The 21,485-nt window shown below is 68.3% G+C and carries 23 protein-coding genes, 1 tRNA gene and 1 riboswitch; of the genes, 7 read left to right on the forward strand and 17 right to left on the reverse strand.

Annotated elements, in window-relative coordinates:
• Positions 1–6 precede the first annotated feature (6 nt).
• Positions 7–71, reverse strand: a riboswitch (guanidine-III (ykkC-III) riboswitch).
• Positions 72–215: 144 nt separating this feature from the next.
• Both ACFVV1_RS11205 and ACFVV1_RS11210 read right to left on the reverse strand, forming a co-directional pair.
• On the reverse strand, positions 216–554 hold the full coding sequence (locus ACFVV1_RS11205; protein WP_389987907.1) for a GroES family chaperonin: 339 nt from the start codon (positions 552–554) through the stop codon (positions 216–218).
• Between the two features lie 61 nt (positions 555–615).
• Positions 616–936 carry a DUF3618 domain-containing protein gene (locus ACFVV1_RS11210; RefSeq protein WP_389987910.1) on the reverse strand — a complete coding sequence of 107 codons (321 nt, stop codon included), beginning with the start codon at positions 934–936 and terminating at the stop codon, positions 616–618.
• A gap of 129 nt (positions 937–1,065) precedes the next feature.
• Between ACFVV1_RS11210 and bcp the strand changes: the two genes are divergently transcribed.
• Positions 1,066–1,533: a thioredoxin-dependent thiol peroxidase gene (bcp, locus tag ACFVV1_RS11215; protein ID WP_389987913.1), complete on the forward strand. Its 468-nt coding sequence runs from the start codon at positions 1,066–1,068 to the stop codon at positions 1,531–1,533.
• Between the two features lie 165 nt (positions 1,534–1,698).
• On the opposite strand, the gene ACFVV1_RS11220 is transcribed toward bcp, so the two are convergent.
• Genes ACFVV1_RS11220 through ACFVV1_RS11230 form a run of 3 tightly spaced genes read right to left on the reverse strand, consistent with a single transcriptional unit; the run spans position 1,699 to position 5,943 of the window.
• Positions 1,699–4,521 carry an aKG-HExxH-type peptide beta-hydroxylase gene (locus tag ACFVV1_RS11220; RefSeq protein ID WP_389987916.1) on the reverse strand — a complete coding sequence of 941 codons (2,823 nt, stop codon included), beginning with the start codon at positions 4,519–4,521 and terminating at the stop codon, positions 1,699–1,701.
• Complete coding sequence (locus tag ACFVV1_RS11225) at positions 4,518–5,705, reverse strand: FxsB family cyclophane-forming radical SAM/SPASM peptide maturase (RefSeq protein ID WP_389987919.1); 1,188 nt, start codon at positions 5,703–5,705, stop codon at positions 4,518–4,520. Before ACFVV1_RS11225 ends, ACFVV1_RS11220 begins: the two co-directional genes overlap by 4 nt.
• Positions 5,698–5,943: a hypothetical protein gene (locus tag ACFVV1_RS11230; protein WP_389987922.1), complete on the reverse strand. Its 246-nt coding sequence runs from the start codon at positions 5,941–5,943 to the stop codon at positions 5,698–5,700. The genes ACFVV1_RS11225 and ACFVV1_RS11230 overlap by 8 nt, the downstream gene beginning before the upstream one ends.
• 608 nt (positions 5,944–6,551) lie before the next feature.
• On the opposite strand from ACFVV1_RS11230, the gene ACFVV1_RS11235 reads away from it, so the two are divergent.
• Both ACFVV1_RS11235 and ACFVV1_RS11240 read left to right on the forward strand, forming a co-directional pair.
• Positions 6,552–7,553, forward strand: a complete 1,002-nt coding sequence (locus ACFVV1_RS11235; RefSeq protein WP_389987924.1) for an HNH endonuclease — start codon at positions 6,552–6,554, stop codon at positions 7,551–7,553.
• Between the two features lie 44 nt (positions 7,554–7,597).
• Positions 7,598–7,681: transfer RNA gene (locus ACFVV1_RS11240), tRNA-Leu, on the forward strand.
• 64 nt (positions 7,682–7,745) lie between these two features.
• Here ACFVV1_RS11240 and rdgB read toward each other — a convergent pair.
• The 4 genes from rdgB to ACFVV1_RS11260 form a co-directional block, all read right to left on the reverse strand.
• Positions 7,746–8,348, reverse strand: coding sequence for an RdgB/HAM1 family non-canonical purine NTP pyrophosphatase (gene rdgB / locus ACFVV1_RS11245; RefSeq protein WP_327349788.1), 603 nt, complete (start codon positions 8,346–8,348; stop codon positions 7,746–7,748).
• Between the two features lie 21 nt (positions 8,349–8,369).
• Positions 8,370–8,768, reverse strand: a complete 399-nt coding sequence (locus ACFVV1_RS11250; protein ID WP_389987928.1) for a hypothetical protein — start codon at positions 8,766–8,768, stop codon at positions 8,370–8,372.
• Positions 8,769–8,870: 102 nt separating this feature from the next.
• Entirely contained in the window at positions 8,871–9,608 is a 738-nt protein-coding gene (gene rph / locus ACFVV1_RS11255) for a ribonuclease PH (protein WP_389987931.1), read from the reverse strand.
• 236 nt (positions 9,609–9,844) lie between these two features.
• Positions 9,845–10,078, reverse strand: coding sequence for a glucose PTS transporter subunit EIIB (locus ACFVV1_RS11260; RefSeq protein WP_014046255.1), 234 nt, complete (start codon positions 10,076–10,078; stop codon positions 9,845–9,847).
• A 222-nt stretch (positions 10,079–10,300) separates the two neighbouring features.
• On the opposite strand from ACFVV1_RS11260, the gene ACFVV1_RS11265 reads away from it, so the two are divergent.
• Together ACFVV1_RS11265 and ACFVV1_RS11270 are read left to right on the forward strand one after the other, a co-directional pair.
• Positions 10,301–11,611, forward strand: a complete 1,311-nt coding sequence (locus ACFVV1_RS11265; protein WP_389987936.1) for a PTS transporter subunit EIIC — start codon at positions 10,301–10,303, stop codon at positions 11,609–11,611.
• 260 nt (positions 11,612–11,871) lie between these two features.
• Positions 11,872–13,137: a PTS transporter subunit EIIC gene (locus ACFVV1_RS11270; protein WP_389987938.1), complete on the forward strand. Its 1,266-nt coding sequence runs from the start codon at positions 11,872–11,874 to the stop codon at positions 13,135–13,137.
• Between the two features lie 225 nt (positions 13,138–13,362).
• Here the strand turns inward: ACFVV1_RS11270 and ACFVV1_RS11275 are convergent, their stop codons facing one another.
• Positions 13,363–14,115 carry an MBL fold metallo-hydrolase gene (locus tag ACFVV1_RS11275; RefSeq protein ID WP_389987941.1) on the reverse strand — a complete coding sequence of 251 codons (753 nt, stop codon included), beginning with the start codon at positions 14,113–14,115 and terminating at the stop codon, positions 13,363–13,365.
• Positions 14,116–14,526: 411 nt separating this feature from the next.
• Here ACFVV1_RS11275 and ACFVV1_RS11280 point away from each other — a divergent pair, with 411 nt between their 5' ends.
• Positions 14,527–14,799, forward strand: a complete 273-nt coding sequence (locus ACFVV1_RS11280) for a type II toxin-antitoxin system PemK/MazF family toxin (RefSeq protein ID WP_389987944.1) — start codon at positions 14,527–14,529, stop codon at positions 14,797–14,799.
• Positions 14,800–14,871: 72 nt separating this feature from the next.
• Here the strand turns inward: ACFVV1_RS11280 and ACFVV1_RS11285 are convergent, their stop codons facing one another.
• The 7 genes from ACFVV1_RS11285 to clpS all read right to left on the reverse strand — a co-directional run bounded on the left by ACFVV1_RS11285 (position 14,872) and on the right by clpS (position 19,983).
• Entirely contained in the window at positions 14,872–15,822 is a 951-nt protein-coding gene (locus ACFVV1_RS11285; protein ID WP_389987947.1) for a PLP-dependent cysteine synthase family protein, read from the reverse strand.
• On the reverse strand, positions 15,822–16,100 hold the full coding sequence (locus ACFVV1_RS11290; protein WP_389987950.1) for a MoaD/ThiS family protein: 279 nt from the start codon (positions 16,098–16,100) through the stop codon (positions 15,822–15,824). The genes ACFVV1_RS11285 and ACFVV1_RS11290 overlap by 1 nt, the downstream gene beginning before the upstream one ends.
• A 120-nt stretch (positions 16,101–16,220) precedes the next feature.
• Positions 16,221–16,346 carry a putative leader peptide gene (locus ACFVV1_RS11295; RefSeq protein WP_389987953.1) on the reverse strand — a complete coding sequence of 42 codons (126 nt, stop codon included), beginning with the start codon at positions 16,344–16,346 and terminating at the stop codon, positions 16,221–16,223.
• Between the two features lie 157 nt (positions 16,347–16,503).
• Entirely contained in the window at positions 16,504–16,935 is a 432-nt protein-coding gene (locus ACFVV1_RS11300) for a Mov34/MPN/PAD-1 family protein (protein ID WP_389987956.1), read from the reverse strand.
• Between the two features lie 147 nt (positions 16,936–17,082).
• Positions 17,083–18,522, reverse strand: coding sequence for an amino acid permease (locus tag ACFVV1_RS11305; protein ID WP_389987959.1), 1,440 nt, complete (start codon positions 18,520–18,522; stop codon positions 17,083–17,085).
• Positions 18,523–18,999: 477 nt separating this feature from the next.
• On the reverse strand, positions 19,000–19,584 hold the full coding sequence (locus ACFVV1_RS11310; RefSeq protein ID WP_389987962.1) for a DUF2017 domain-containing protein: 585 nt from the start codon (positions 19,582–19,584) through the stop codon (positions 19,000–19,002).
• 84 nt (positions 19,585–19,668) lie between these two features.
• On the reverse strand, positions 19,669–19,983 hold the full coding sequence (gene clpS, locus ACFVV1_RS11315) for an ATP-dependent Clp protease adapter ClpS (protein ID WP_266746437.1): 315 nt from the start codon (positions 19,981–19,983) through the stop codon (positions 19,669–19,671).
• A gap of 78 nt (positions 19,984–20,061) precedes the next feature.
• Here clpS and ACFVV1_RS11320 point away from each other — a divergent pair, with 78 nt between their 5' ends.
• Positions 20,062–21,390 carry a nicotinate phosphoribosyltransferase gene (locus tag ACFVV1_RS11320; protein WP_389987966.1) on the forward strand — a complete coding sequence of 443 codons (1,329 nt, stop codon included), beginning with the start codon at positions 20,062–20,064 and terminating at the stop codon, positions 21,388–21,390.
• The last annotated feature ends 95 nt before the right edge of the window (positions 21,391–21,485 follow it).

The following is a 21,485-nucleotide window of genomic DNA, read 5'->3' on the forward strand; positions in this document are numbered from 1 at the left end:
CAACACGGTGCGTCGTCTTTGCGAAGCCCGGTACGGCGCGTCTCGTCGGGGTCGGCCCACCTTAGCAAAGAACAAGCAAAGGGCCTGGTGACGCCGGTCACCAGGCCACACTCGCCACTGCTGCTGTCGCTACTGCCGACTACAGAAACCGATCACAGGAACCGATCACAGAACCGGTCACAGAACCGGTCACGGATACGGATCACAGATACGGATCAGAGATACAGCCCGGTGGAATCCACCGACCCCTCGAACCGGTCCGCCGCCACCGCATGCAGATCCCGCTCACGCATCAGCACATACGCCACACCGCGCACCTCGACCTCCGCACGGTCCTCGGGGTCGTACAGCACCCGGTCACCCGGCTCCACTGTCCGCACGTTCTGGCCCACCGCGACCACCACGGCCCAGGCCAGCCGGCGACCGACCGCGGCCGTCGCCGGAATAAGGATGCCGCCACCGGAACGCCGCTCGCCCTCAGGCGTCTCGGACCGGACCAGCACACGGTCGTGCAACATGCGGATGGGCAGCTTGTCGTCGGTGTTCTCGCTCACGTCCCGCAACCTACCTGCCCACCGCAGCTCCACACGCCTCCGGGGTACACGGCCCGCACCATCACTTCTTCCGGCGCCGCTTCGACACCGCCAGCAGACCCACGACACCCACCGCGAGCAACGCCGCCGGAACCACCCGCTCCAGACGCGGAGCACCGTCCTCGGACACGAACCGCGCCTTCACATCCGACACCGCCCGGTTCACCGCGACGAAAGCCCGCCCGGCCGTCCGGTCCACGGCCTCGGCAGCCTTGGCCTTCGCGTCACCCATGATCGTCTTCGGGTGCACCCGCACCCCGATCTCATCGAGCACCACCGCAAGCTGCTCACGCCTGCTGATGATGTCCGCCTCGATCTGCGCAGGGGTCCTGGCATCCGACACTGCGCCGCCTCCGTGGTCCTCGTCCGGTACACCTTCATCGACAGTCTGTCAGCTCGACCGCCCACGCACCCGGCGGCACCCCTATTACGCTCGGTCCCGTACACCCCACGTGTCCAACTGAGGAGAACCATGAGCGAGCGACTCCAGCCCGGCGACACCGCCCCCGCCTTCACCCTCCCCGACGCCGACGGCAACGACATCTCGCTCGCCGACCACAAGGGCCGCAAGGTCATCGTCTACTTCTACCCGGCCGCCCTCACCCCCGGCTGCACCAAGCAGGCCTGCGACTTCACCGACAACCTGGAACTCCTCGCAGGCGCCGGATACGACGTCATCGGCGTCTCCCCCGACAAGCCCGAGAAGCTCGCCAAGTTCCGCGAAAAGGAAAACCTCAAGGTCACCCTGGTCGGCGACCCCGCCAAAAAGACCCTGGAGGCATACGGCGCCTTCGGCGAGAAGAAGCTCTACGGCAAAACGGTGACAGGCGTCATCCGCTCCACGATCGTCGTGGACGAGGACGGCAAGGTCGAACGAGCCCTCTACAACGTCAAGGCCACCGGCCACGTAGCCAAAATCATCAAGGACCTCGGGATCTGAGCCCGGCCCATCGGCGCTGCCCCGCACAACTGAACGATGTGAGGGACATCCCATTCGGCCACCGAACCGGTTTGCGACCGATGAACTGACCTCGACTGTGGTGCAGGCCGGCCCGTTCACCGGCAGATCATGTCCTCTGCGGGGGCCCCGCAGGGGGCGAACGGGTCACGAAAAGGAGATGACGAACGGGCACTCCGGACCGTGACGATCCCCCCGGGCCTCGTAGCCCGCGATATAGGCATCCGCACGGCCGACGTGGATGATGTTGCCGTCGACGGTGCAGCGATCGCCCGCGCGGAGCAGGTCCCACAGCGGATCGGCGTCCTCGATCGGATAGAGGGACTCGGCACCGGAGTAGGTGATGGTGACCGTGCCGTCGTTGTGGTGGACGGTCTCCCCCTCGAAGCCGTACATCCGGAGCTCGGAGACGCACAGCAGCGGCTTGGCCATGGCCTGCTCGATCGCCTCGGCGTAGCGCGGGAGTTCGGTGCGGATGACCCCGAGGAGGCGGCCGGCGAACTTCATGGTGGCGTGGCAGGAGTAGGAGCAGGGCATGTACGGGACCAGGCCGTACAGCGTGTGCCGCAGGTAGGGGTTGCACAGGGGGGACGGCCTGCCCCGGGTGTTGCGCAGCGCCGCGTAGTAGGTGTTGTCGTCGTTCCAGTTGTTGCGCTGCCGGAAGAAGTCCTGGCAGCACGCGGGGTAGCCGAGGGCCCCGCCGAACGTGTCGTGGTCGGCCCGGTGTTTGTTGACGACCTTGCCGTCGACGATCAGCGGGTACCAGCCGGAGCCGACCACGCGGTCCAGAGCGGCCTGGTCACGGGCGAGGAAAACATGGGCCTCGGCGCCTTGCCGCAGGTCGGGCACGAACGCGGCCCGGGTGGTCGTGAGGCGGTCGGGGGGCACCTGGGCGATCTGCGGCGAGAACCTGTCGAAGCACGCGTCCACGTGGTGGACGAGACCGAGTGTCTCGGTGAGCGCGCGCAGGGCGGGCCAGCCGTCACGCGGGACCCACAGGTCCATCGCCGGTTTCAGCCCGTTCGCCACGGCGATCAGCGTGGGGAGTTGGGCGCCACCGCGCGTGGCCTCGGCCAGGTCCCAGTATCGGCTGGCTCTCAGCTCGCGTTCGACCGCCTCCGTCACCGGCAGGTTCACCGGGCGTACCGAGGCAGGGCCGGGCTCCGTTCCTTCCGGCAGACGTAGACCCCGTGCGAGGGCCTCCGCCGTCGTGCGCACGTCCTGGTCGGCGGAGAGCGGGGACCGCCGTGCCATGAGGGCTTCGGTGTGCGTGAGGATGTAGAGCGCTTCGTCACGGCGGCCGAGATGACGGAGCGCGAACGCGTAACACTGCCAGAAGTACGGACTCTGCGGATCATGGTTGACACAGGCCGCGTAGCGCACGCCGGCGGTGCGGTAGTCCTCGGACACGTACGCGAGATGTGCCGCCGCGAGGTCCGGGATCAGGCCCTCGCCCGGGACGGTGTCCGGCAGGACGTCGGTGGCGGAACCACCGCGTAGTTGATGCAGGTCACGTACGGCCTCGAGAAGGGAGTCCCCCGGATACCACCGTCGGACGATCGCCCCCGGGTCCCAGTCGTCCGGGAGGCCCAGGGCGTGCAGGGTGGCCTGAGTGGCGGCGTCGCTTCGGGCAGGCCGTGCCACAGGCACCGGCACGGGTGCCGCCGTCGCGGCCGGAGCCGGATGCCGTTCGTCCCAGCGGGCGCGGTGCGCGGTGCGCTCGGCGTCGATGCGACGGCGTTCCCCCGGCGGGGGTGGGGGCAGGGCCCGGTCACATGCCTCGATCCGGTCGGTGACCGCGTCGAGGAACACGCCGCCCAGAGGCGTCAGGGCGGCCGCCGCCCGCAGTTCGCCCAGCCCGTCACGGACCTGGCGGACGACCCGGTAGGTGCGGTTCACGACGCTCTGCGGGTCCAGACCGCCGGCGTCCGGGGTGTCCAGGACCGCCCGGTAGAAGTCGGCGACGCTCACGAAGCTGTAGACGGCGTGCAGCAGTCCGGTCAGCGGCCTGGGGTCGTCCCGCCAAGGCGAGTAGTGGACGGCCTCGCCGGAGTCGTCGACGATCAGCGGGTCGAGCGGCAGGACGGCGTTGAGCTTCTGGTGACCGTATTCGTGCACCAGCGCCTCCGCCGTCGCCATCCGCTCGCCCAGCGCCAGTGCGACCAGACCGGGCGCCTCATGGAAGCTGCCGCTCACGTGCACACGCGACGGGTCCGGGGACAGGACCGGGACGATGACGCCGAGCCCGCCGGCAAGCTCCTCGGCAAGGGGTGCGCACACTGCTCCGATGAGGTCGAAGTGGCTGTTCAGCTCGTCGTGCCAGCGCTGCCCCTCGACGGGGTCCAGCTCGGCGTACGTGAACCGGGCCCGTCCACCGAGCCTCAGGTCCCGGTCGAGCCAGTTGAGCTCCATGCCGCCGGCGAGCCGCGGTACGCGTAGCTGCTGTCCGCTCCAAGTCAGGCAGCCGTTGTCCACGGTCAGGGAGGTACGGCCCCATGGCGCCACCCCCTCCAGGGCCAGGCCGGAGCCCGGCAGGCTGATCCGTCCCGCGGCGTCCGCGCGGACATCGGCTGTCAGCCGCCCGTGGCCGTGCAGAAGCAGCGCCGAGAGCGCGAAGCGTGCGAACTCCCGTAGATGTGGGAGGAGATGCACCTCGGGAAAGCGCTCGGGGGCTCGCCGCCCGACCAGGTTCCAGGCCACATCCACCCAGAACGCGGCGCTTGGATGGTTGAGCACCCGCTTCTGCACGCCGGCCGGAGCGGCGCCGATCGCCTCCAGACTTGCCTGAAGGCCCGACTCCGCCAGAGCGCCGGGGGCCCTCTCGGCGAGCAGCGCCGCGAGTCTGCGGATGCCCACCAGGGTGTGGAGGTACCGGGCCGCGAAGACGGCACGGGTGGCCCCCGTCCAGCCGGTGGGAGCCGCCAGCGACGTGATGGTGGTCCGGTCGAGCCGGGGGACGGTCGCGGTCATCCTGCTTTCCCCTCCTCGCGTTCGACGCGTCTGGGCAGGCGTCGCAAGTCCGTTCCGGCCGTGCCGGTGATCACACGGATGAGCTTCTTCAGATCGGCACAGTAAACGGACTCGTTCCGGAATCCGTTCTGCCGGGAATATCTGTGCGGAAAATATCCGCCCCCGCATATCCGGACCAGTTCACATTCCTGGCAGGTCTCCCCCAGGGTCCGCCACTTGTCCTGACGCGCACGCACCAACGGCGACCTCAGCGCAGCGTCGAAACTGTCGTCGAATATGTTCAGACCCAGCTCGCAGGCTCCCGGGTAGGTGACCTTCAGCGTGTCCACCGCCTGTATCTCCCCATTGGTCTCGACCACGGTGAAGTCGACCGGTTGCAGCCCCCACTCCTCGGAACTGTCCGCGGCCCCCAGGTAGAGCGCGATGACGTCACGGAACCGCCTGATCCTGACGGGCTGCGGGCGTTCCGCGTACCACAGGTCGAAAATGCTGAGCAGCCAGTCCGCGTACGGGGTGGTGTCGAGCCGCTCCTTTCCCGGAGGGCGCAGGTCGTGATGGCCCAGTGGCAGGAGGAAATCGATGGACGGCGGATCGAAGGAGCGAAAATAGGAGTACGTCTCGGCCGGGTCCGACTCGAGGTCGATCACGGCGAGGATCCCACCCCACAGCCCTCTGGCCCGCGGGCTGCTCAGCAGCTCGATCGAACGCTCCACCTGCGCGAAGGACGATCGGCCCGCGTGGTCCAGACGGTGCCGGTCGTTGACCGCACGCGGCCCGTCCATGCTCAGTCCGAAGGAGACTTCCCACTCCCGGCAGAAGTCCAGGACTTCCTCGGTGTACGCGGTGCCGTTGGTCTGTCCGTTCCAGCGGACCCTGACGTCCGGTGCCGCCCGCGTCACCGCCTCACAGAGCGCCCGGAGATAGTCCACCCCCAGCAGCAGCGGCTCGCCTCCATGGAGGGTGAGGTCCACCTGTTCCAGGCCGTGTTCACAGGCGTGCTCGTTGATCCGGCGACCGAGCTGGGCGGCGGTCTCCAAAGACATACGCGTCGGCTGCGACCGCCACGACTGGTCGGCGTGCCGATAGACATAGCAGTAGTCGCAGTCGAGGTTGCAGCGCGAGGCGACCTTGCAGATGAAGGATCTGAATGGCTTGGTCCCGGATTCCAGGACCGTGTCAGACACGACCGGACCACGAAGTGGAACTGTGTGAGCTGAAGGAGCTGAAACTGCTGTGGCTGCTGTGGCTATGGTGATGACTGTGTTGCGATCCTGACCCGGAGTCCGCACCGCTGAATATCTCCAGTAGGACTTGGCCGAGTACCGTGCCGTCGAGCGAATCGATCGACATCAGATCGAGTTCCGGCAGTTCGAGTTCGATGCCATCCGTTTGCGCATCCGCAAGATCATGCTTTTCGGGCATCCATGCCTCCAGCCGCTTGTCCCCACACTTGCCGCCTCGATTACGATCCCCTTTTGTTGATTCACCGTCAACACCGCCTCCCCGCAAGGGCGACACGGTGATCTTTTCTCCCTGAAATTATCTCCGCAAAGGCGGTCTGATGTGCCTGCTCACGATGGGTGGGATCCCGCCGATGTGGTCACCCGCTCCGGCCATGAACACGCCGGCAGCCGGGCGACGGTGACCGACGCGCTCAGCCACACCACGAGGTCGCCGGTCCGTCGGCCGGAACGGGGGCGAGGATCGGTCTCGGCCACCCCAGGAGGCACTTCGGTCGGCGCCGACAAGAAGGTGCCCAGCATCCGTACTGTGCCCTACTGAACCGCCCAGCCCAGCCGGTTGTGGGGTCGGCGCCTGGCCGCCGCCTGCTCCGGTGCGGGCCATTCCGCATCTTTTCGGATATCGGACGTGACTCTCCGATAAACGGCTCGTTGATCCGTACGAGGCCGCGAACGTGCGGTCGGATACGGAGGGGACCATGCCGGTTCGGTATACCCGCGAGCTACCGGAAGGTATTGACCGCGACGTCGAACACCAACGCCTCGGTCCCACTTGCACGAGGGGGAGAAATGTCTGACGTGTACGAGCGGGAGAGGCTCACCACCGCCGTCGCCGAGTCCAAGAACTGGACGGATCTGATGCGTCGGCTCGGACTCAAGAAGAGCGGCGGCCAGCGGCGCGTGCTGCAGGAGAAGGTAGCCGGGCACGGGCTGGATACAGCCCATTTCAAGCAACGAAGTCCATGGCGGAAGTACCCGGACGCGGCCATTGCGGCCGCCGTTGCGTCCTCGTCGTCGCTGCGCGAGGTCGTCATCAAACTCGGTGCACCACCGGCAAGCGGCACGCTTTCTCACATAAGCCGCCGCATCACGGCCGCGGGAATCGATGTCAGCCACTTTCCCGGCATGAACCGTCCGCAACTGGACCTGCTGTTCACCACCGAGGAGTTACGGACTGCCACGGCCGCGGCCGAGAGCATTCGCGGAGTGGCGCGAAGCCTTGGAATGGGCGACGACAGTCAGTCCCGCTCTGCGCTGGCGAGCCTGCTGCGCAGGAGAGGGATCGATACCTCACATTTCCGGAAGGCGCGCCTTGCGATCCCGGAGGACACTCTGCGGAACGCCGTCCAGCGCGCTACCAGCTACGCGGACGTCATGCGGGCACTCGGCCTTGAGGTCAACGACACGAACCACCGCCGCGTGCGGCGCAAGGTCCTGCAGCTGCAGCTCGACACAAGCCACTTCACTCGCCGCCCCTGGGCTTCGATGCAGGTGCACGAGCCCAAAGCGATCGCACCGACGACCCTGGTTGTCAGGCCTCAAGGGTCAACACGCGCAAACCGGGAAAGGCTGCACCGCGCCCTTCAGGAGATCGGTGTCGCGTACCGCTGCGAATCCTGCGGCAACCCGGGAAAGTGGCTGGGGCAGTCCTTCACGCTCCAGATCGATCACATCAACGGTGAGTGGCTCGACAACCGGGCCGAGAACCTTCGCTACCTCTGCCCCAACTGCCACGCGCTCACTGACACATGGTGCCGGAACCGGCGCCCTGCTAAATCGGCCGCCGTATAGGTCTTCGGGTCTGTTGCAGCCTTCCCTTGTAGACTGCCGGAGACGCGCGAGTGCTGGAATTGGTGAGACAGGCTGGTTTTAGGTACCAGTGCCCTAGCGGCGTGAGGGTTCGAGTCCCTCCTCGCGCACCCCGGTGACAGGCCCGGCTCGCTTCTGCAGCGAGCCGGGCCTGTCACGTTCACCGAGAGACTGTCACCCCACCAACTCCCGCACCACCGGCACGAGCGCCCGGAACGCCTTGCCGCGGTGGCTGATCGCGTTCTTTTCCGCCGGGGTCAGTTCCGCGCAGGTGCGGGTGTCGCCGTCCGGCTGGAGGATCGGGTCGTAGCCGAAGCCGTTCGTGCCGGACGGGGTGTGGCGCAGGGTGCCCGTCAGGCGGCCCTCGACCACGCGTTCCGTGCCGTCGGGGAGGGCGAGGGCGGCCGCGCAGGCGAAGTGGGCCCGGCGGTGGGCGTCGTCGATGTCGGAGAGCTGGGCCAGGAGCAGGTCCAGGTTGGCCCGGTCGTCGCCGTGGGCGCCGGACCAGCGGGCGGAGAAGATGCCGGGGGCGCCGCCGAGTACGTCCACGCAGAGGCCGGAGTCGTCGGCGATGGCGGGGTGGCCGGTGGCCTTCGCGAGGGCGTGGGCCTTGAGCAGGGCGTTCTCGGCGAAGGTGACGCCGGTCTCCTTGACGTCGGGGATTTCCGGGTACGCGTCCGCGCCGACGAGTTCGTGGTCGAGGCCTGCGTCGGCGAGGATCGCGTGGAGTTCGGTGATCTTCCCGGCGTTGCGGGTGGCGAGGATGAGGCGGGTCATGTCACCCAGTATCGGGGGTGGTCAGGGGCTGCAGACCTTGCCGATCTCCTTGGCGGCGTCGGTGACCGGGGTGATGTCGGGGGTGGCGTCGCCCTTGTCGATCGAGTCGCGGACGTTGCCGACACCGGCCTGGAGGTGGTCGACGGCCTTGCTGAGGTCGGCGTTGTCGGTCTTGTCGCCGAGGTTGCCGAGTTCCTTCTCGATGTCGTCGAGGGCTTCGGATGCCTGGGTGGGGTCGTCGGACGCGTTGGAGACGGCCTGTTGGAGGTTGTCGACGCTGGTGGCGATGGCGTCGGCGGTTCGCACGCAGTCGAGTGCCTTGTCGACGGCGCCGCAGCCGGCTGTCGCGGTGAGCGTGAGAGTGAGGGCGGTCAGGGTCAGCGCGACGGTGGTGCGGCGGTGGCGGTCGGCCTTGGCCATGGTGCGGTTCCTCCCCGGGTGCGGATACGCGGACGGGCGCACGGTTCAACCCGTGCGCCCGTGCTCGTAATGACGCGTTGTGGTGCGTATTTGGTTGCTTCTTTACTCGCCCAGGGTGCGGGCGAGTGCCTCGTTCTGGATGACGGTGAGATCTGCGCAGCCCGCGGTGGCGAGGTCGAGGAGGGCGCCGAGTTCCTTGCGGTCGAAGGGGGCGGCCTCGGCGGTGCCCTGGACTTCGACGAAGCGGCCGTCGCCGGTGCAGACGACGTTCATGTCGGTCTCGGCGCGGACGTCCTCCTCGTAGCAGAGGTCGAGGAGGGGGGTGCCGTCGACGATGCCGACGCTGATCGCGGAGACGGTGTCGGTCAGTGGCTTGCGGCCGTGCTTGACGAGCTTCTTGTGCTGGGCCCAGGTGACGGCGTCGGCGAGGGCGACGTAGGCGCCGGTGATGGCGGCGGTGCGGGTGCCGCCGTCGGCCTGGAGGACGTCGCAGTCGAGGACGATGGTGTTCTCACCGAGGGCCTTGTAGTCGATGACGGCACGCAGGGATCGGCCGATGAGCCGGCTGATCTCGTGGGTGCGGCCGCCGATCTTGCCGCGTACGGATTCGCGGTCGCCGCGGGTGTTGGTGGCGCGGGGCAGCATGGAGTATTCGGCGGTGACCCAGCCTTCGCCGCTGCCTTTGCGCCAGCGGGGGACGCCTTCGGTGACGGAGGCGGTGCAGAAGACCTTGGTGTCGCCGAAGGAGATGAGTACGGAGCCTTCGGCGTGCTTGCTCCATCCGCGTTCGATGGTGACGGGGCGGAGCTGTTCGGGGGTGCGGCCGTCGATACGAGACATGGTCTCGACCTTATCGGGTGCGGGGGTGGCGGCCGTTCGAGTGCCGGGGCGACCCCCGTTCGAGTGCCGGGGCGGCTGCGGTGCTGGTGCCGGGGCGGCTGCGGCGGTGGCGCGGGGGCGGCACCCGGTCCGGCGCCGGGGTGGCGCCTGTTCGGGTGCGGCACAGGCCCCGGCCGGGTGGGCGGGGCCTGCGTGGTGCTGGGCGGGTACGGCTCAGCGGGCGGTTCGGCGGCTGGTCACATCATGTCTTCGATATCGGCGGCGATAGGGTCGGCGTCGGTGCCGATGACGACCTGGATCGCGGTGCCCATCTTGACGACACCGTGGGCTCCGGCGGCCTTGAGCGCGGCTTCGTCGACCTTGCTGGGGTCGTGGACCTCGGTGCGGAGGCGCGTGATGCAGCCTTCGATCTCGTCGATGTTGTCGATACCGCCGAGCCCGGCGACGATCTTCTCAGCCTTGCTGGCCATGGCCTTCTCCCTGGTTGTTCACATGCATACGACGGCCCACCATGGGTCCGTTTCGTCACCGTAACGCACGTTTGGCCCAGCTTCGCGAGCGAGTGACTGGACCGTCCCCAATGATGACGATCACCGGTGCCCTGTCTTCCAGGCGGGTTACGCACCGTACCCCAACTGGTCTACACCAGTCTGCAACGACCCCCGACCGCGCCTTGTTCCGGGAGGACGCCGATGAGCTCGAGCAGCGCCGCAGTACCACGGAAGACATGGTGGAACCGCTTCTTCCAGGGCCTGCAGAAGATGGGGCGCAGCCTCCAGCTCCCGATCGCCGTCCTGCCGGCGGCAGGCATTCTCAACCGACTGGGCCAGCCGGACGTATTCGGCGACGAGGGCCTGGGCTGGGGCAACGTCGCCAAGGTGTTCGCGGCCGCGGGCGGTGCGCTGCTCGACTCGGGGCTCGGCCTTCCGCTGCTGTTCTGCATCGGTGTGGCCATCGGAATGGCGAAGAAGTCGGACGGTTCGACCGCGCTCGCCGCGGTGGCCGGCTTCCTCGTCTACTACGCGGTGCTGCACGCCTTCCCGGTGAACTGCGCACCCGGTTCGACGTTCACTTCGGGAGGGACCTGGTTCGGCACCTGCGTCACCGGCGACGCCAAGGTCACGGCCGCGCAGTACCAGAACCCCGGGGTGTTCGGCGGCATCGTGATGGGTCTGCTGTCCGCCTGGTTCTGGCAGCGGTACCACCGGGTCAAGCTGGTGGACTGGCTGGGCTTCTTCAACGGCCGCCGGCTCGTCCCGATCATCATGGCGTTCGTCGGCCTGCTCTTCGCGGCGCTCTGCGCGTGGCTCTGGCAGCCGATCGGTGACGGCCTGACCAGCTTCTCCAAGTGGCTGGTGGACCTGGACTGGGTGGGCTCCGGAATCTTCGGTATCGCCAACCGCGCGCTGCTGGTCATCGGCCTCCACCAGTTCCTGAACACCTTCGTCTGGTTCCAGTTCGGCGACTTCACCAAGCCGGACGGCACGGTCGTGCACGGCGACATCAACCGGTTCCTGGCGGGCGACCCGACGGCCGGTCAGTTCACCTCGGGCTTCTTCCCGATCATGATGTTCGCCCTCCCGGCGGCGGCGCTGGCGATCTACCACTGCGCCAAGCCGCATCGCCGGAAGGCGGTCGGCGGCATGATGCTCTCGGTCGGCCTGACGTCGTTCGTGACGGGGATCACCGAGCCGATCGAGTACTCGTTCCTCTTCGTCGCGCCGCTGCTGTACGCGATCCACGCGGTGCTCACCGGTGTCTCGATGGCGGTGACATGGGCGCTCGGGGTCAAGGACGGCTTCAGTTTCTCCGCGGGGCTGATCGACTACGTCATCAACTGGGGTCTGGCGACGAAACCGTGGCTGATCATTCCGATCGGCCTGGTCTTCGCCGCTGCGTACTACGCAATCTTCCGGTTCGCGATCACCAGATTCAACCTCCAGACCCCCGGCCGGGAACCTGATGAGCTGGAGGCGGAGATCGAGAGGAACCTCACGAAGTAGCACCTCAGACGGACTTTCGGCCCGGCCGGAGCAGGCCCTCGGACCCTTGCGGTCCGGGGGTCTTCGTCATGTCACCGAACGTGGGTGATAGCTCATGCGAAGTAGTCGGGAATTGCAGGTTCCTTATCCAACCCACACCGTGCTACAACTGGTCTACACCACTGAGTGGTTCAGACCACGTGGCGCTCTGCCGCGTTTCTCGAGTCGCCGCCTCCCCCCGTCGAAGACCTGGGCGGCGCCTTGTCCCATGGAGGAAGTTGATGTCCACGGCAGACACCGCACCCGCGGTCACCAAGAAGAAGGGCGCCGGCGTGATGGCGGTCATGCAGCGCATCGGCCGAAGCCTCATGCTGCCGGTCGCGGTGCTGCCCGCAGCCGCTCTGCTGGTGCGTCTCGGCAACGCCGACATGCTCGGCCGCGACTCGTTCCCGACCTTCATCACGAAGCTCGCCGGCTACATGTCCGCGGGCGGCGGGGTCATTCTCGACAACATGGCGCTGCTGTTCGCCGTGGGTATCGCGATCGGTTTCGCCAAGAAGTCGGACGGTTCGACGGCCCTCGCCGCGGTCACCGGCTACCTGGTCTTCCAGAAGGTGCTCGCCACCTTCACCGACAGCAACCTGCCCCAGGTCGCGAGCGTCGTGGACGGCAAGATCGTCATGAACGACGCGCCGGTCAACGCCGGTGTGCTCGGCGGTGTCGTGATGGGCATCGTCGTGGCCCTGCTCTACCAGCGGTTCCACCGGACGAAGCTGCCCGACTGGGCGGGCTTCTTCAGCGGCCGTCGCCTCGTCCCGATCCTGTCGGCCTTCGCGGGCCTGGTCATCGGCATCGTCTTCGGTCTGATCTGGCCGGTCCTCGGCACCTGGCTGCACAACTTCGGTGAGTGGCTGGTCGGTTCCGGCGCCGTCGGCGCGGGCATCTTCGGTGTCGCCAACCGCGCGCTGATCCCGGTCGGTATGCACCACCTGCTGAACTCGTTCCCGTGGTTCCAGGCGGGCGACTACAACGGCGCCCACGGAGACATCGCCCGGTTCCTGGCCGGTGACCCGCAGGCCGGACAGTTCATGACGGGCTTCTTCCCGATCATGATGTTCGCCCTTCCGGCGGCCTGCCTCGCGATCGTCCACTGTGCCCGTCCGGAGCGCCGCAAGGTCGTCGGCGGCATGATGTTCTCCCTCGCGCTCACCTCGTTCGTCACCGGTGTGACCGAGCCGATCGAGTTCACGTTCATGTTCATCGCCCCGGTGCTGTACGCGATCCATGCGGTGCTCACGGGTGTGTCCATGGCTCTGACCTGGGCGCTCGGCATGAAGGACGGCTTCGGCTTCTCGGCCGGCCTGGTCGACTTCGGACTGAACCTCGGCATCGCGAGCAAGCCGTGGCTGCTGGTGCTGGTCGGCCTCTGCTTCGCGGTGGTCTACTACGTGGTCTTCCGCTTCGCGATCACCAAGTTCAACCTGCCGACTCCGGGCCGCGAGTCCGACGAGGAGCTTGCCGAGCTCCTCAAGGCCGAGGCGAAGTAGTCCTCACCACAGGCATCACCGCGGGCCTCGCCCGGCGCGTCACGAAGCCCTCGCCTTCCCGTCGGAAGGTGAGGGCTTCGTCGTGCACGAGGTGTGCGGGACAGCGAGGTGTGCGGGACAGCGAGGTGCGGGACAGCCGGGTGTGCGGGACAGCAAGGTGTGCGGGACAGCCGGGTCTCGTGGACCGCGCCTAGATCCAATACCGTTCAGTGAACGGTATTGCGCCTAGATCTCGTACACCGCACCCGGTGCCGCCACTTCCACCGGCCCGCGGAAGAGCATGCGGGCGTCGGCCAGGTTGCGGTCGGCGTCGGTCCACGGCGGGATGTGGGTGAGGACGAGCCGTCCCACTCCGGCGCGGGCGGCGATCTCGCCCGCTTCGCGGCCGTTGAGGTGGAGGTCCGGGATGTCCTCCTTGCCATGGGTGAACGATGCTTCGCAGAGGAACAGGTCGGCGCCCTCGGCGAGCTCGTCCAGGGCCTCGCAGACGCCGGTGTCGCCGGAGTACGTGAGCGAGCGGCCGCCGTGCTCGAGCCGGATGGCGAAGGAGTCGACGGGGTGGCAGACCTTCTCCGTACGGACCGAGAAGGGGCCGATCTCGAACGAGCCGGGCTTGAGGGTGTGGAAGTCGAAGACCTCGCTCATCGCCCGCTCGGACGGGGTGTCGGCGTGGGCGGTGGTCAGCCGCTGTTCGGTGCCGTCGGGGCCGTAGACCGGGATGGGGCTGGGACGGCCCCCGTCGTGCCGGTAGTAACGGACGACGAAATATGCGCACATGTCGATGCAGTGATCAACATGGAGGTGGCTGAGGAAGATGGCGTCGAGGTCGTAGAGACCGACATGGCGCTGCAGCTCGCCGAGGGCGCCGTTGCCCATGTCGAGGAGCAGCCTGAAGCCGTCGGCCTCTACGAGGTAGCTCGAACATGCCGATCCCGCGGACGGGAACGAGCCGGAGCAGCCGACGACGGTGAGCTTCATGGAGCGTGAACCTCCGGGGCGTGGGAACGGGGAGGGTTCGTGCGGTCTGTTGAGCGGTTTGTCGAGCGTAAGGCGCGAAACAGCCGGTCGCTCCTCCATGGCCGTCCGTTGTGGGGGAACTCACCTGCTCTGTCACCGGTTCGATGGAAGAGGCCGGGGCGCCGGTACGGTCGGGACATGAGCATGTCCTGGTGGTGGATCGCGTTTGCCCTTGTCGTGCTGTTCGCGCTCGTCGCGGCGGTTGCCGATGGACGGGGGCGGGGCGGGCGGCGGCCGGGTGGGCGTCGCGGCGGGTCGGCGGGTGCGCGCTCGGGTGGGCGTCCGGGCGGGCGGACGCGTCCGCCGGCGGGGCCGGGGCGTGGGCCGGGGCCGGAGCGGAGACCGAGGCCGGGTGAGATCTGGTGGGCCGAGGTGCCGTACGAGGACGGGCCGGGGACGAAGGACCGGCCCTGTCTGGTGCTGTCGGTACGGGGTGACTCGGCGCTCGTCGCGAAGATCACCAGCAAGCATCACGAGGAGCGGCCGGGGGTGATCGCGCTGCCCGCGGGGGCGGTGGAGGATGCGCGGGGGCGGGCGAGCTTCCTGGAGACGGATGAGTTGCGGGAGGTCCCCCTGCGGAGGTTCCGGCGGCTGGTGGGGGTGGTGGATGCGGGGGTCTGGGAGCGGGTGCGGAAGCTTGGGTGAGGAGGGGTGGGCCCGGGGCCCGATCGCCGGACGGGCTGGTTGTCCGGCTCGTCCGGCGATCGGGTGCGGGGGCTATGCCCAGAGCTGGCCGTGCAGGGTTTCGATGGCCGCTTCCGTCGTGGGGGCGGTGTAGACGCCCGTCGACAGGTACTTCCAGCCGCCGTCCGCGACGACGAAGACGATGTCGGCCGGCTCTCCCGCCTTGACGGCCTTGTTTCCGACGCCGATCGCGGCGTGGAGTGCGGCCCCGGTGGAGATGCCCGCGAAGATGCCCTCCTGCTGGAGGAGTTCGCGGGTGCGGGTGACGGCGTCCGCCGAGCCGACGGAGAAGCGGGTGGTGAGGACCGAGGCGTCGTAGAGCTCGGGGACGAAGCCCTCGTCGAGGTTACGGAGCCCGTAGACGAGGTCGTCGTAGCGGGGTTCGGCAGCGACGATCTTGACGTCCGGCTTGTGCTCGCGCAGGTAGCGGCCGACGCCCATGAGTGTGCCGGTGGTGCCGAGGCCGGCCACGAAGTGGGTGACGGACGGGAGGTCGGTGAGGATCTCCGGGCCGGTGGTGGCGTAGTGGGCGCCCGCGTTGTCGGGGTTGCCGTACTGGTAGAGCATGACCCAGTCGGGGTGCTCGGCGGCCAGTTCCTTGGCGACGCGTACGGCCGTGTTCGAGCCGCCCGCCGCCGGGGAGGAGATGATTTCGGCACCCCACATGGCGAGCAGGTCGCGCCGTTCCTGGGAGGTGTTCTCCGGCATGACGCACACGATGCGGTAGCCCTTGAGCTTGGCCGCCATGGCGAGCGAGATGCCGGTGTTGCCGCTGGTGGGTTCCAGGATGGTGCAGCCGGGGGTCAACCGGCCGTCCTTCTCGGCCTGTTCGACCATGTGGAGCGCGGGGCGGTCCTTGATCGAGCCGGTGGGGTTGCGGTCCTCCAGCTTGGCCCAGATGCGGACGTCGTCCGACGGTGACAGCCGCGGCAGGCGGACGAGCGGGGTGTTGCCCACTGCGGCGAGCGGGCTGTCGTAGCGCATCAGCTCATGCCGCCGGCGACGGCCGGGAGGATGGTGACGTTGTCGCCGTCGCTGAGCTTGGTCGAGATGCCGTCGAGGAAGCGGACGTCCTCGTCGTTGAGGTAGACGTTCACGAAGCGGCGGAGTTCGTTCCCGTCGACGATGCGCTCACGGATGCCGTTGTGGCGGCTGTCCAGGTCCGTGAAGAGGTCGGCGAGGGTGTCTCCGTTGCCCTCGACGGCCTTGGCGCCGTCGGTGTAGGTGCGGAGGATGGTGGGGATGCGGACCTCGATGGCCATGGCGTGGGCTCCTGTCGAAAGCAGATCGAAGCGGAGAGGTGGCGTGGGGCGCGCGGCTCTTGCCCCCGCGCGGGGGTCGGTGCGTGACGCATGGGTGTTTCGTGGTGCCGCGAGCCCGGCTCAGGCCTTGTGGCCGGCGGGCAGGCGGCACGTACAGATCGCGCTGGAGAGCCTGCACAGGTCGACGTGCAGCCGCGCGACGAGCAGCGCGCCCGGCGTCCTGTCGCTCACGTCATGGGGAACCATGCGGTCATCGTATCGATTCCCGGTCCGCGATCTGGAGTGTGATCTCACGTGATGGATGGTGAGTGTTCGGTGGGTGGACAGAGCCGTGGTGGACGGGACCCCGGTGGAGCCGGTCCCGTCCGGCCGGTGGCGTGCCGGGTGGGGCGATGCGGCGAGGTCAGGCGGGTTCGTACGCCTCGACGACCTCGACGTCCTCCTCGGTGATCTCGCCGTCCACGATCCGGTAGGAGCGGAACTGGAAGGGGCCCGCGTCGTCGGTGTCCGCGGTGGAGACGAGGACGTAGTGGGCGCCGGGTTCGTTGGCGTAGGTGACGTCGGTGCGGGAGGGGTAGGCCTCGGTCGCGGTGTGGGAGTGGTAGATGATCACCGGCTCCTCGTCGCGGTCGTCCAGCTCGCGGTAGAGCTTGAGGAGGTCGGCCGAGTCGAACTCGTAGAAGGTGGGCGAGCGAGCGGCGTTCAGCATGGGGATGAACCGTTCGGCCCGGCCGGTTCCGGCCGGCCCCGCGACCACGCCGCACGCCTCGTCGGGGTGGTCGGCGCGGGAGTGCGCGACGATCTTGTCGTAGAGCGCCTGGGTGATGGTCAGCATGGCGCCAGGATAGGCATGCGGGCTCCGGCGTACCGAGGGGTGGTACGCAGCGGCCCGCATGGTGGACAGGGCCGTTGGGGCGGCCGGTGGTCCGGGAGTGGGGCGGGGTCGGGCCGGCGGTGGGCCGGGGCTCGTCCGCCGGTGGTCTCAGCTCTTCTCGAAGGCCTTGTTCTCGGGGTTGCGGGCCTTGAGCGCCAGGTAGGAGATGCCGAGCAGGAGCGCCCAGAGCGGGGCGCAGTACAGCGAGATCCTGGTGTCCTTGTCGATGCCCATCATCACGATGACCATGCCGATGAAGGCCAGTGCGAAGACGCTGGTGTACGGGGCGCCGGGGGCCCGGAACGCGGACCGCGGGAGCACGCCGCGGTCGGCGAGGCCGCGGTAGCGGATCTGGCAGAGGAGGATCATGATCCAGGCCCACATGCCGGAGATGGTGGCGAAGGAGACGACGTAGGTGAAGGCGTCGCCGGGCCACTGGTAGTTGATCCATACACCGACGAGCATCAGGGCGGCGGAGAAGGTGGTGCCGATGAGCGGGGTGCCGCTCCTGGTGAGCCGGGTGAAGAACTGCGGACCCTGGCCGTTGAGCGCGAGGTCGCGGAGCATGCGGCCGGTGGAGTACATGCCGGAATTGCAGGAGGACAGGGCCGCGGTCAGCACGACGAAGTTGACGATTCCGGCGCCGATACCGAGACCCATTTCCTCGAACGCGGCGACGAACGGTGAGATGCCGGGCTTGAACGCGGTCCACGGGACCACGGAGAGGATCATGACCAGGGCGCCGACGTAGAAGACGGCGATGCGCCACGGCACGGCATTGACGGCCTTGGGCAGGACGGTCTTCGGGTCCGTGGACTCACCCGCGGTGACGCCGACGAGTTCCACGGCGAGGAAGGCGAACATCACGATCTGCAGGGTCATCAGGGTGCCCTTGATGCCGCGCGGGAAGAAGCCGCCGTCGGCCCAGAGGTGGGTGACGGACGCGGTGTCCCCGGCGTCGGAGAAGCCGAGGGTGAGAATCCCGGCGCAGATGAGGATCATGCCGACGATGGCGGTCACCTTGACCATCGAGAACCAGAATTCGAGTTCCCCGAAGAGCTTTACGGAGATCAGGTTCACCCCGTACAGGATGATCGTGAAGATCAGCGCCGAAACCCATTGCGGAATGTCGAACCAGAACGTCATGTACTGGGCGGCCGCGGTGACTTCGGTGATTCCGGTGACGACCCAGAACAGCCAGTAGGTCCAGCCGGTGACAAAGCCGGCGAAGGGGCCGATGAATTCACGGGCGTACTCCGAGAAGGCGCCCGACACCGGGCGGTACATGAGGAGTTCGCCCAGGGCGCGCATGATGAAGAAGATCACCAGACCCGCGACGGCATAAGCCAGGACGAGACTGGGTCCGGCCTTCGAGATCGCCTTTCCCGCGCCGAGGAAGAGGCCGGTTCCGATGGCTCCGCCGATGGCGATCATCTGGATCTGACGGGCGCCGAGTGCCCGCCGGTATCCCTCACCCGCCGGGGCGGCGTCCGTGACCGCCACGGCCGGCCGGCCGTCCTGCCCCTCGTCCACCTGCGCCGATGTCATGTGCCGCGCCTTTCTCCCCACCGATCCGCGCCGTCGGGGCCGCGGATTCGGATGCCGGTCGCCGGGTACGGGCAAAGTGCCGTCGACGGTTTCCGGATTCCGGTGCCCTCGGGAACAGGGTGGGTGTCCCGGGGCGGCCGTGAACACTTGTCGGAGGCAGACGGGTGACGCACCGGACGTGATCCGGCTTACGCCACGGGAAAAACGAACGGGAATTTCCGGTCGCCACGAAGGTGGCCGTTCAGGTGACGCGTACGCCCATGGCGTGCACGAGCACCCGTCACGCGGCCTCGGGACATCCATGCGGAACCATGGAACCGCGGAACTACGGAACCGCGGAACTACGGAACCGCGGAACTACGGAACTACGGAACCGCGGAACTACGGAACTACGGAACTGCGGAACTACGGAACTGCGGAACTACGGAACTACGGAACTGCGGAACTACGGAACTACGGAACTACGGAACTGCGGAACTACGGCATCAGGGTTTCCACGAGGGTTTCCTGGAGCGCGCCGAGCCAGAGATAGGCCATGACCATCGGCTTGCGCGGATCGCTGTCGGGCAGCCGGTAGAGCGAGCCGGCCTCGCCCTCGTCGTCGTCGGCGACCTCCAGGCGGGTGCCGATGGTCAGCCGGAGGTCGTTGAGGGCGCCGAGCCAGTTGCGGCATTCGTCGGCGAAGAGCGTGAGTACGGCGCCGCCGTCCCCCGCGACCGTGAGGGCGTCCAGGGTGCGTACGACCGTGAGGGCGTCCTTGCGCTTGCGGGCGCGCAGATCGTTCTCGGTGAAGCGGCGGAACTCGGCGGAGGCGGCGCGCACCTCGGTGTCCTCGTCGCCGTACGCCTCGGGGAAGAGGCGGGCCAGGGCGGCGTCGGCGGGCGGTTCGCTGGGCCCCTCGGCAAAGAGCGCGGCGAGCGGGTCCTCGCCCTCGGCGGGTTCGTCGCCGGGGCCGATCAGTTCCAGCAGCTGGACGGCGAGGGAGCGCAGGATCGCGATCTCCACCTCGTCGAGCGCGACGGCCGCGCCGCCGTCGGGGGTGGCCTTGAAGTGGCCGGCCATGGGTTCTCTCCGATGGTGGGTCGGGGGCGGAAGAGGATCGGACCGGCCCGGCGCCCCTCCGGGCACACCTGGCCGGTCACGGCACTAGTTGCGGTCCTGGGTGAGGGTGGCCCACAGCCCGTAGCCGTGCATGGCCTGGACGTCGCGTTCCATCTCCTCGCGGCTGCCGCTCGAGACGACGGCGCGGCCCTTGTGGTGGACGTCCAGCATCAGCTTGTGGGCCTTGTCCTTGGAGTAGCCGAAGTAGGCCTGGAAGACATAGGTCACATAGCTCATAAGATTGACCGGGTCGTTGTGGACCAGCGTCACCCAGGGGACATCGGGCTCGGGGACGACGCGGCTGTCCTCGGCCGATTCGGGACGCTCGATCTCTGTAGGGGCGACACTCACCCACCCCATGCTGCCACTCGGGAGGGGTCATCGCACAAACGACCCGAGATCTCGTCACTTTGACGAAATAGGGGTAGCATCCGGACCATGAACTCTGCGGACCTTGGGCGACGGGTCGGTGTGCCGTCGACCGCGCTCTTCACCGACCAGTACGAGCTCACGATGGTGCAGGCCGCGCTGAAGGCCGGTACGGCCGATCGGCACTCGGTCTTCGAGGCGTACACCCGCCGGCTGCCGGAGGGGCGGCGCTACGGCGTCGTCGCGGGCATCGGACGGGTGCTGGACGCGGTGGAGAACTTCCACTTCGACGACGAGATGCTCACCTTCCTACGCGACCAGGACGTCGTCGACGGGCCCACGCTCGCCTGGCTGGCCGACTACCGCTTCAGCGGTGACATCTGGGGCTACCCGGAGGGCGAGGTGTACTTCCCCGGTTCGCCCATCCTGCGGGTCGAGGGCTCCTTCGCCGAGTGCGTGCTGCTGGAGACGGTGATCCTCTCGATCCTCAACCACGACTCGGCGATCGCCGCCGCGGCGTCGCGGATGTCCGCCGCCGCGGGCGGCCGCGGGCTGATCGAGATGGGTGCACGGCGCACCCATGAGCTGTCGGCGGTGGCCTCGGCACGCGCCGCGTACATCGGCGGCTTCGACACCACCTCCGACCTGGCCGCGGGCTTCCGCTACAACATCCCGACCGTCGGGACGAGCGCCCACGCCTTCACGCTGCTCCACGACACCGAGCGCGACGCGTTCCGGGCGCAGGTGGACTCGCTGGGCCGGGGCACGACGCTGCTGGTCGACACGTACGACGTCGCCGAGGCGGTCCGTACGGCGGTCGAGATCGCCGGGACGGAGCTGGGTGCGGTACGGATCGACTCCGGGGACCTGCTGCTGGTCGCGCACCGGGTGCGGCAGCAGCTGGACGAGCTGGGCGCCACCGGGACGAAGATCGTGGTGACGTCCGACCTGGACGAGTACGCGATCGCCTCGCTGGCCGCCGCCCCCGTCGACGCGTACGGGGTGGGCACGCAGCTGGTGACCGGCAGCGGGCAGCCGACCTGCTCGATGGTCTACAAGCTGGTCGCCCGCGCCGGGTCCGCCGACCCCGCGGAGCCGCTGCGTCCGGTCGCCAAGAAGTCGCTCAGCTCGAAGTCGTCGGTGGGCGGCCGCAAGTGGGCGGCGCGCCGGCTGGACGAGAACGGGGTGGCCGAGGCGGAGGTGATCGGCACCGGTCCCGTACCGGCGGAGCTGGCCGAGCGGCAGCTGCTGGCCGAGCTGGTCAGGGGTGGTGAGGTGATCGCCCGCGAGCCGTTGGACACGGCGCGCGAGCGGCACATGGCGGCGCGGGCGGGGCTGCCGATGTCCGCGATACAGCTGTCCCGCGGGGAGCCTGTCATTCCCACGGAGTACATCTGACGGAGCCGGGGGCGGGGACGGGGCGGGGACGGGGCGGGTGAGCGGGAACGGGGCGGGTGAGGGGGCCGCGACCGGGGCTGTTCGGTGGCCGGTTC

The organism is Streptomyces sp. NPDC058092 (assembly GCF_042884935.1).
Classification (GTDB): Bacteria; Actinomycetota; Actinomycetes; order Streptomycetales; family Streptomycetaceae; genus Streptomyces.

Excerpts from the sequence above, each read along its gene's own strand:
- bcp (WP_389987913.1), top strand. The coding sequence starts at position 1,066 with ATGAGCGAGCGACTCCAGCCCGGCGACACCGCCCCCGCCTTCACCCTC.
- ACFVV1_RS11220 (WP_389987916.1), bottom strand. The coding sequence starts at position 4,521 with ATGACCGCGACCGTCCCCCGGCTCGACCGGACCACCATCACGTCGCTG.
- ACFVV1_RS11230 (WP_389987922.1), bottom strand. The coding sequence starts at position 5,943 with ATGCCCGAAAAGCATGATCTTGCGGATGCGCAAACGGATGGCATCGAA.
- ACFVV1_RS11235 (WP_389987924.1), top strand. The coding sequence starts at position 6,552 with ATGTCTGACGTGTACGAGCGGGAGAGGCTCACCACCGCCGTCGCCGAG.
- rdgB (WP_327349788.1), bottom strand. The coding sequence starts at position 8,348 with ATGACCCGCCTCATCCTCGCCACCCGCAACGCCGGGAAGATCACCGAA.
- ACFVV1_RS11250 (WP_389987928.1), bottom strand. The coding sequence starts at position 8,768 with ATGGCCAAGGCCGACCGCCACCGCCGCACCACCGTCGCGCTGACCCTG.
- rph (WP_389987931.1), bottom strand. The coding sequence starts at position 9,608 with ATGTCTCGTATCGACGGCCGCACCCCCGAACAGCTCCGCCCCGTCACC.
- ACFVV1_RS11260 (WP_014046255.1), bottom strand. The coding sequence starts at position 10,078 with ATGGCCAGCAAGGCTGAGAAGATCGTCGCCGGGCTCGGCGGTATCGAC.
- ACFVV1_RS11265 (WP_389987936.1), top strand. The coding sequence starts at position 10,301 with ATGAGCTCGAGCAGCGCCGCAGTACCACGGAAGACATGGTGGAACCGC.
- ACFVV1_RS11270 (WP_389987938.1), top strand. The coding sequence starts at position 11,872 with ATGTCCACGGCAGACACCGCACCCGCGGTCACCAAGAAGAAGGGCGCC.
- ACFVV1_RS11275 (WP_389987941.1), bottom strand. The coding sequence starts at position 14,115 with ATGAAGCTCACCGTCGTCGGCTGCTCCGGCTCGTTCCCGTCCGCGGGA.
- ACFVV1_RS11285 (WP_389987947.1), bottom strand. The coding sequence starts at position 15,822 with ATGCGCTACGACAGCCCGCTCGCCGCAGTGGGCAACACCCCGCTCGTC.
- ACFVV1_RS11290 (WP_389987950.1), bottom strand. The coding sequence starts at position 16,100 with ATGGCCATCGAGGTCCGCATCCCCACCATCCTCCGCACCTACACCGAC.
- ACFVV1_RS11295 (WP_389987953.1), bottom strand. The coding sequence starts at position 16,346 with ATGGTTCCCCATGACGTGAGCGACAGGACGCCGGGCGCGCTGCTCGTC.
- ACFVV1_RS11300 (WP_389987956.1), bottom strand. The coding sequence starts at position 16,935 with ATGCTGACCATCACCCAGGCGCTCTACGACAAGATCGTCGCGCACTCC.
- ACFVV1_RS11305 (WP_389987959.1), bottom strand. The coding sequence starts at position 18,522 with ATGACATCGGCGCAGGTGGACGAGGGGCAGGACGGCCGGCCGGCCGTG.
- ACFVV1_RS11310 (WP_389987962.1), bottom strand. The coding sequence starts at position 19,584 with ATGGCCGGCCACTTCAAGGCCACCCCCGACGGCGGCGCGGCCGTCGCG.
- clpS (WP_266746437.1), bottom strand. The coding sequence starts at position 19,983 with ATGGGGTGGGTGAGTGTCGCCCCTACAGAGATCGAGCGTCCCGAATCG.
- ACFVV1_RS11320 (WP_389987966.1), top strand. The coding sequence starts at position 20,062 with ATGAACTCTGCGGACCTTGGGCGACGGGTCGGTGTGCCGTCGACCGCG.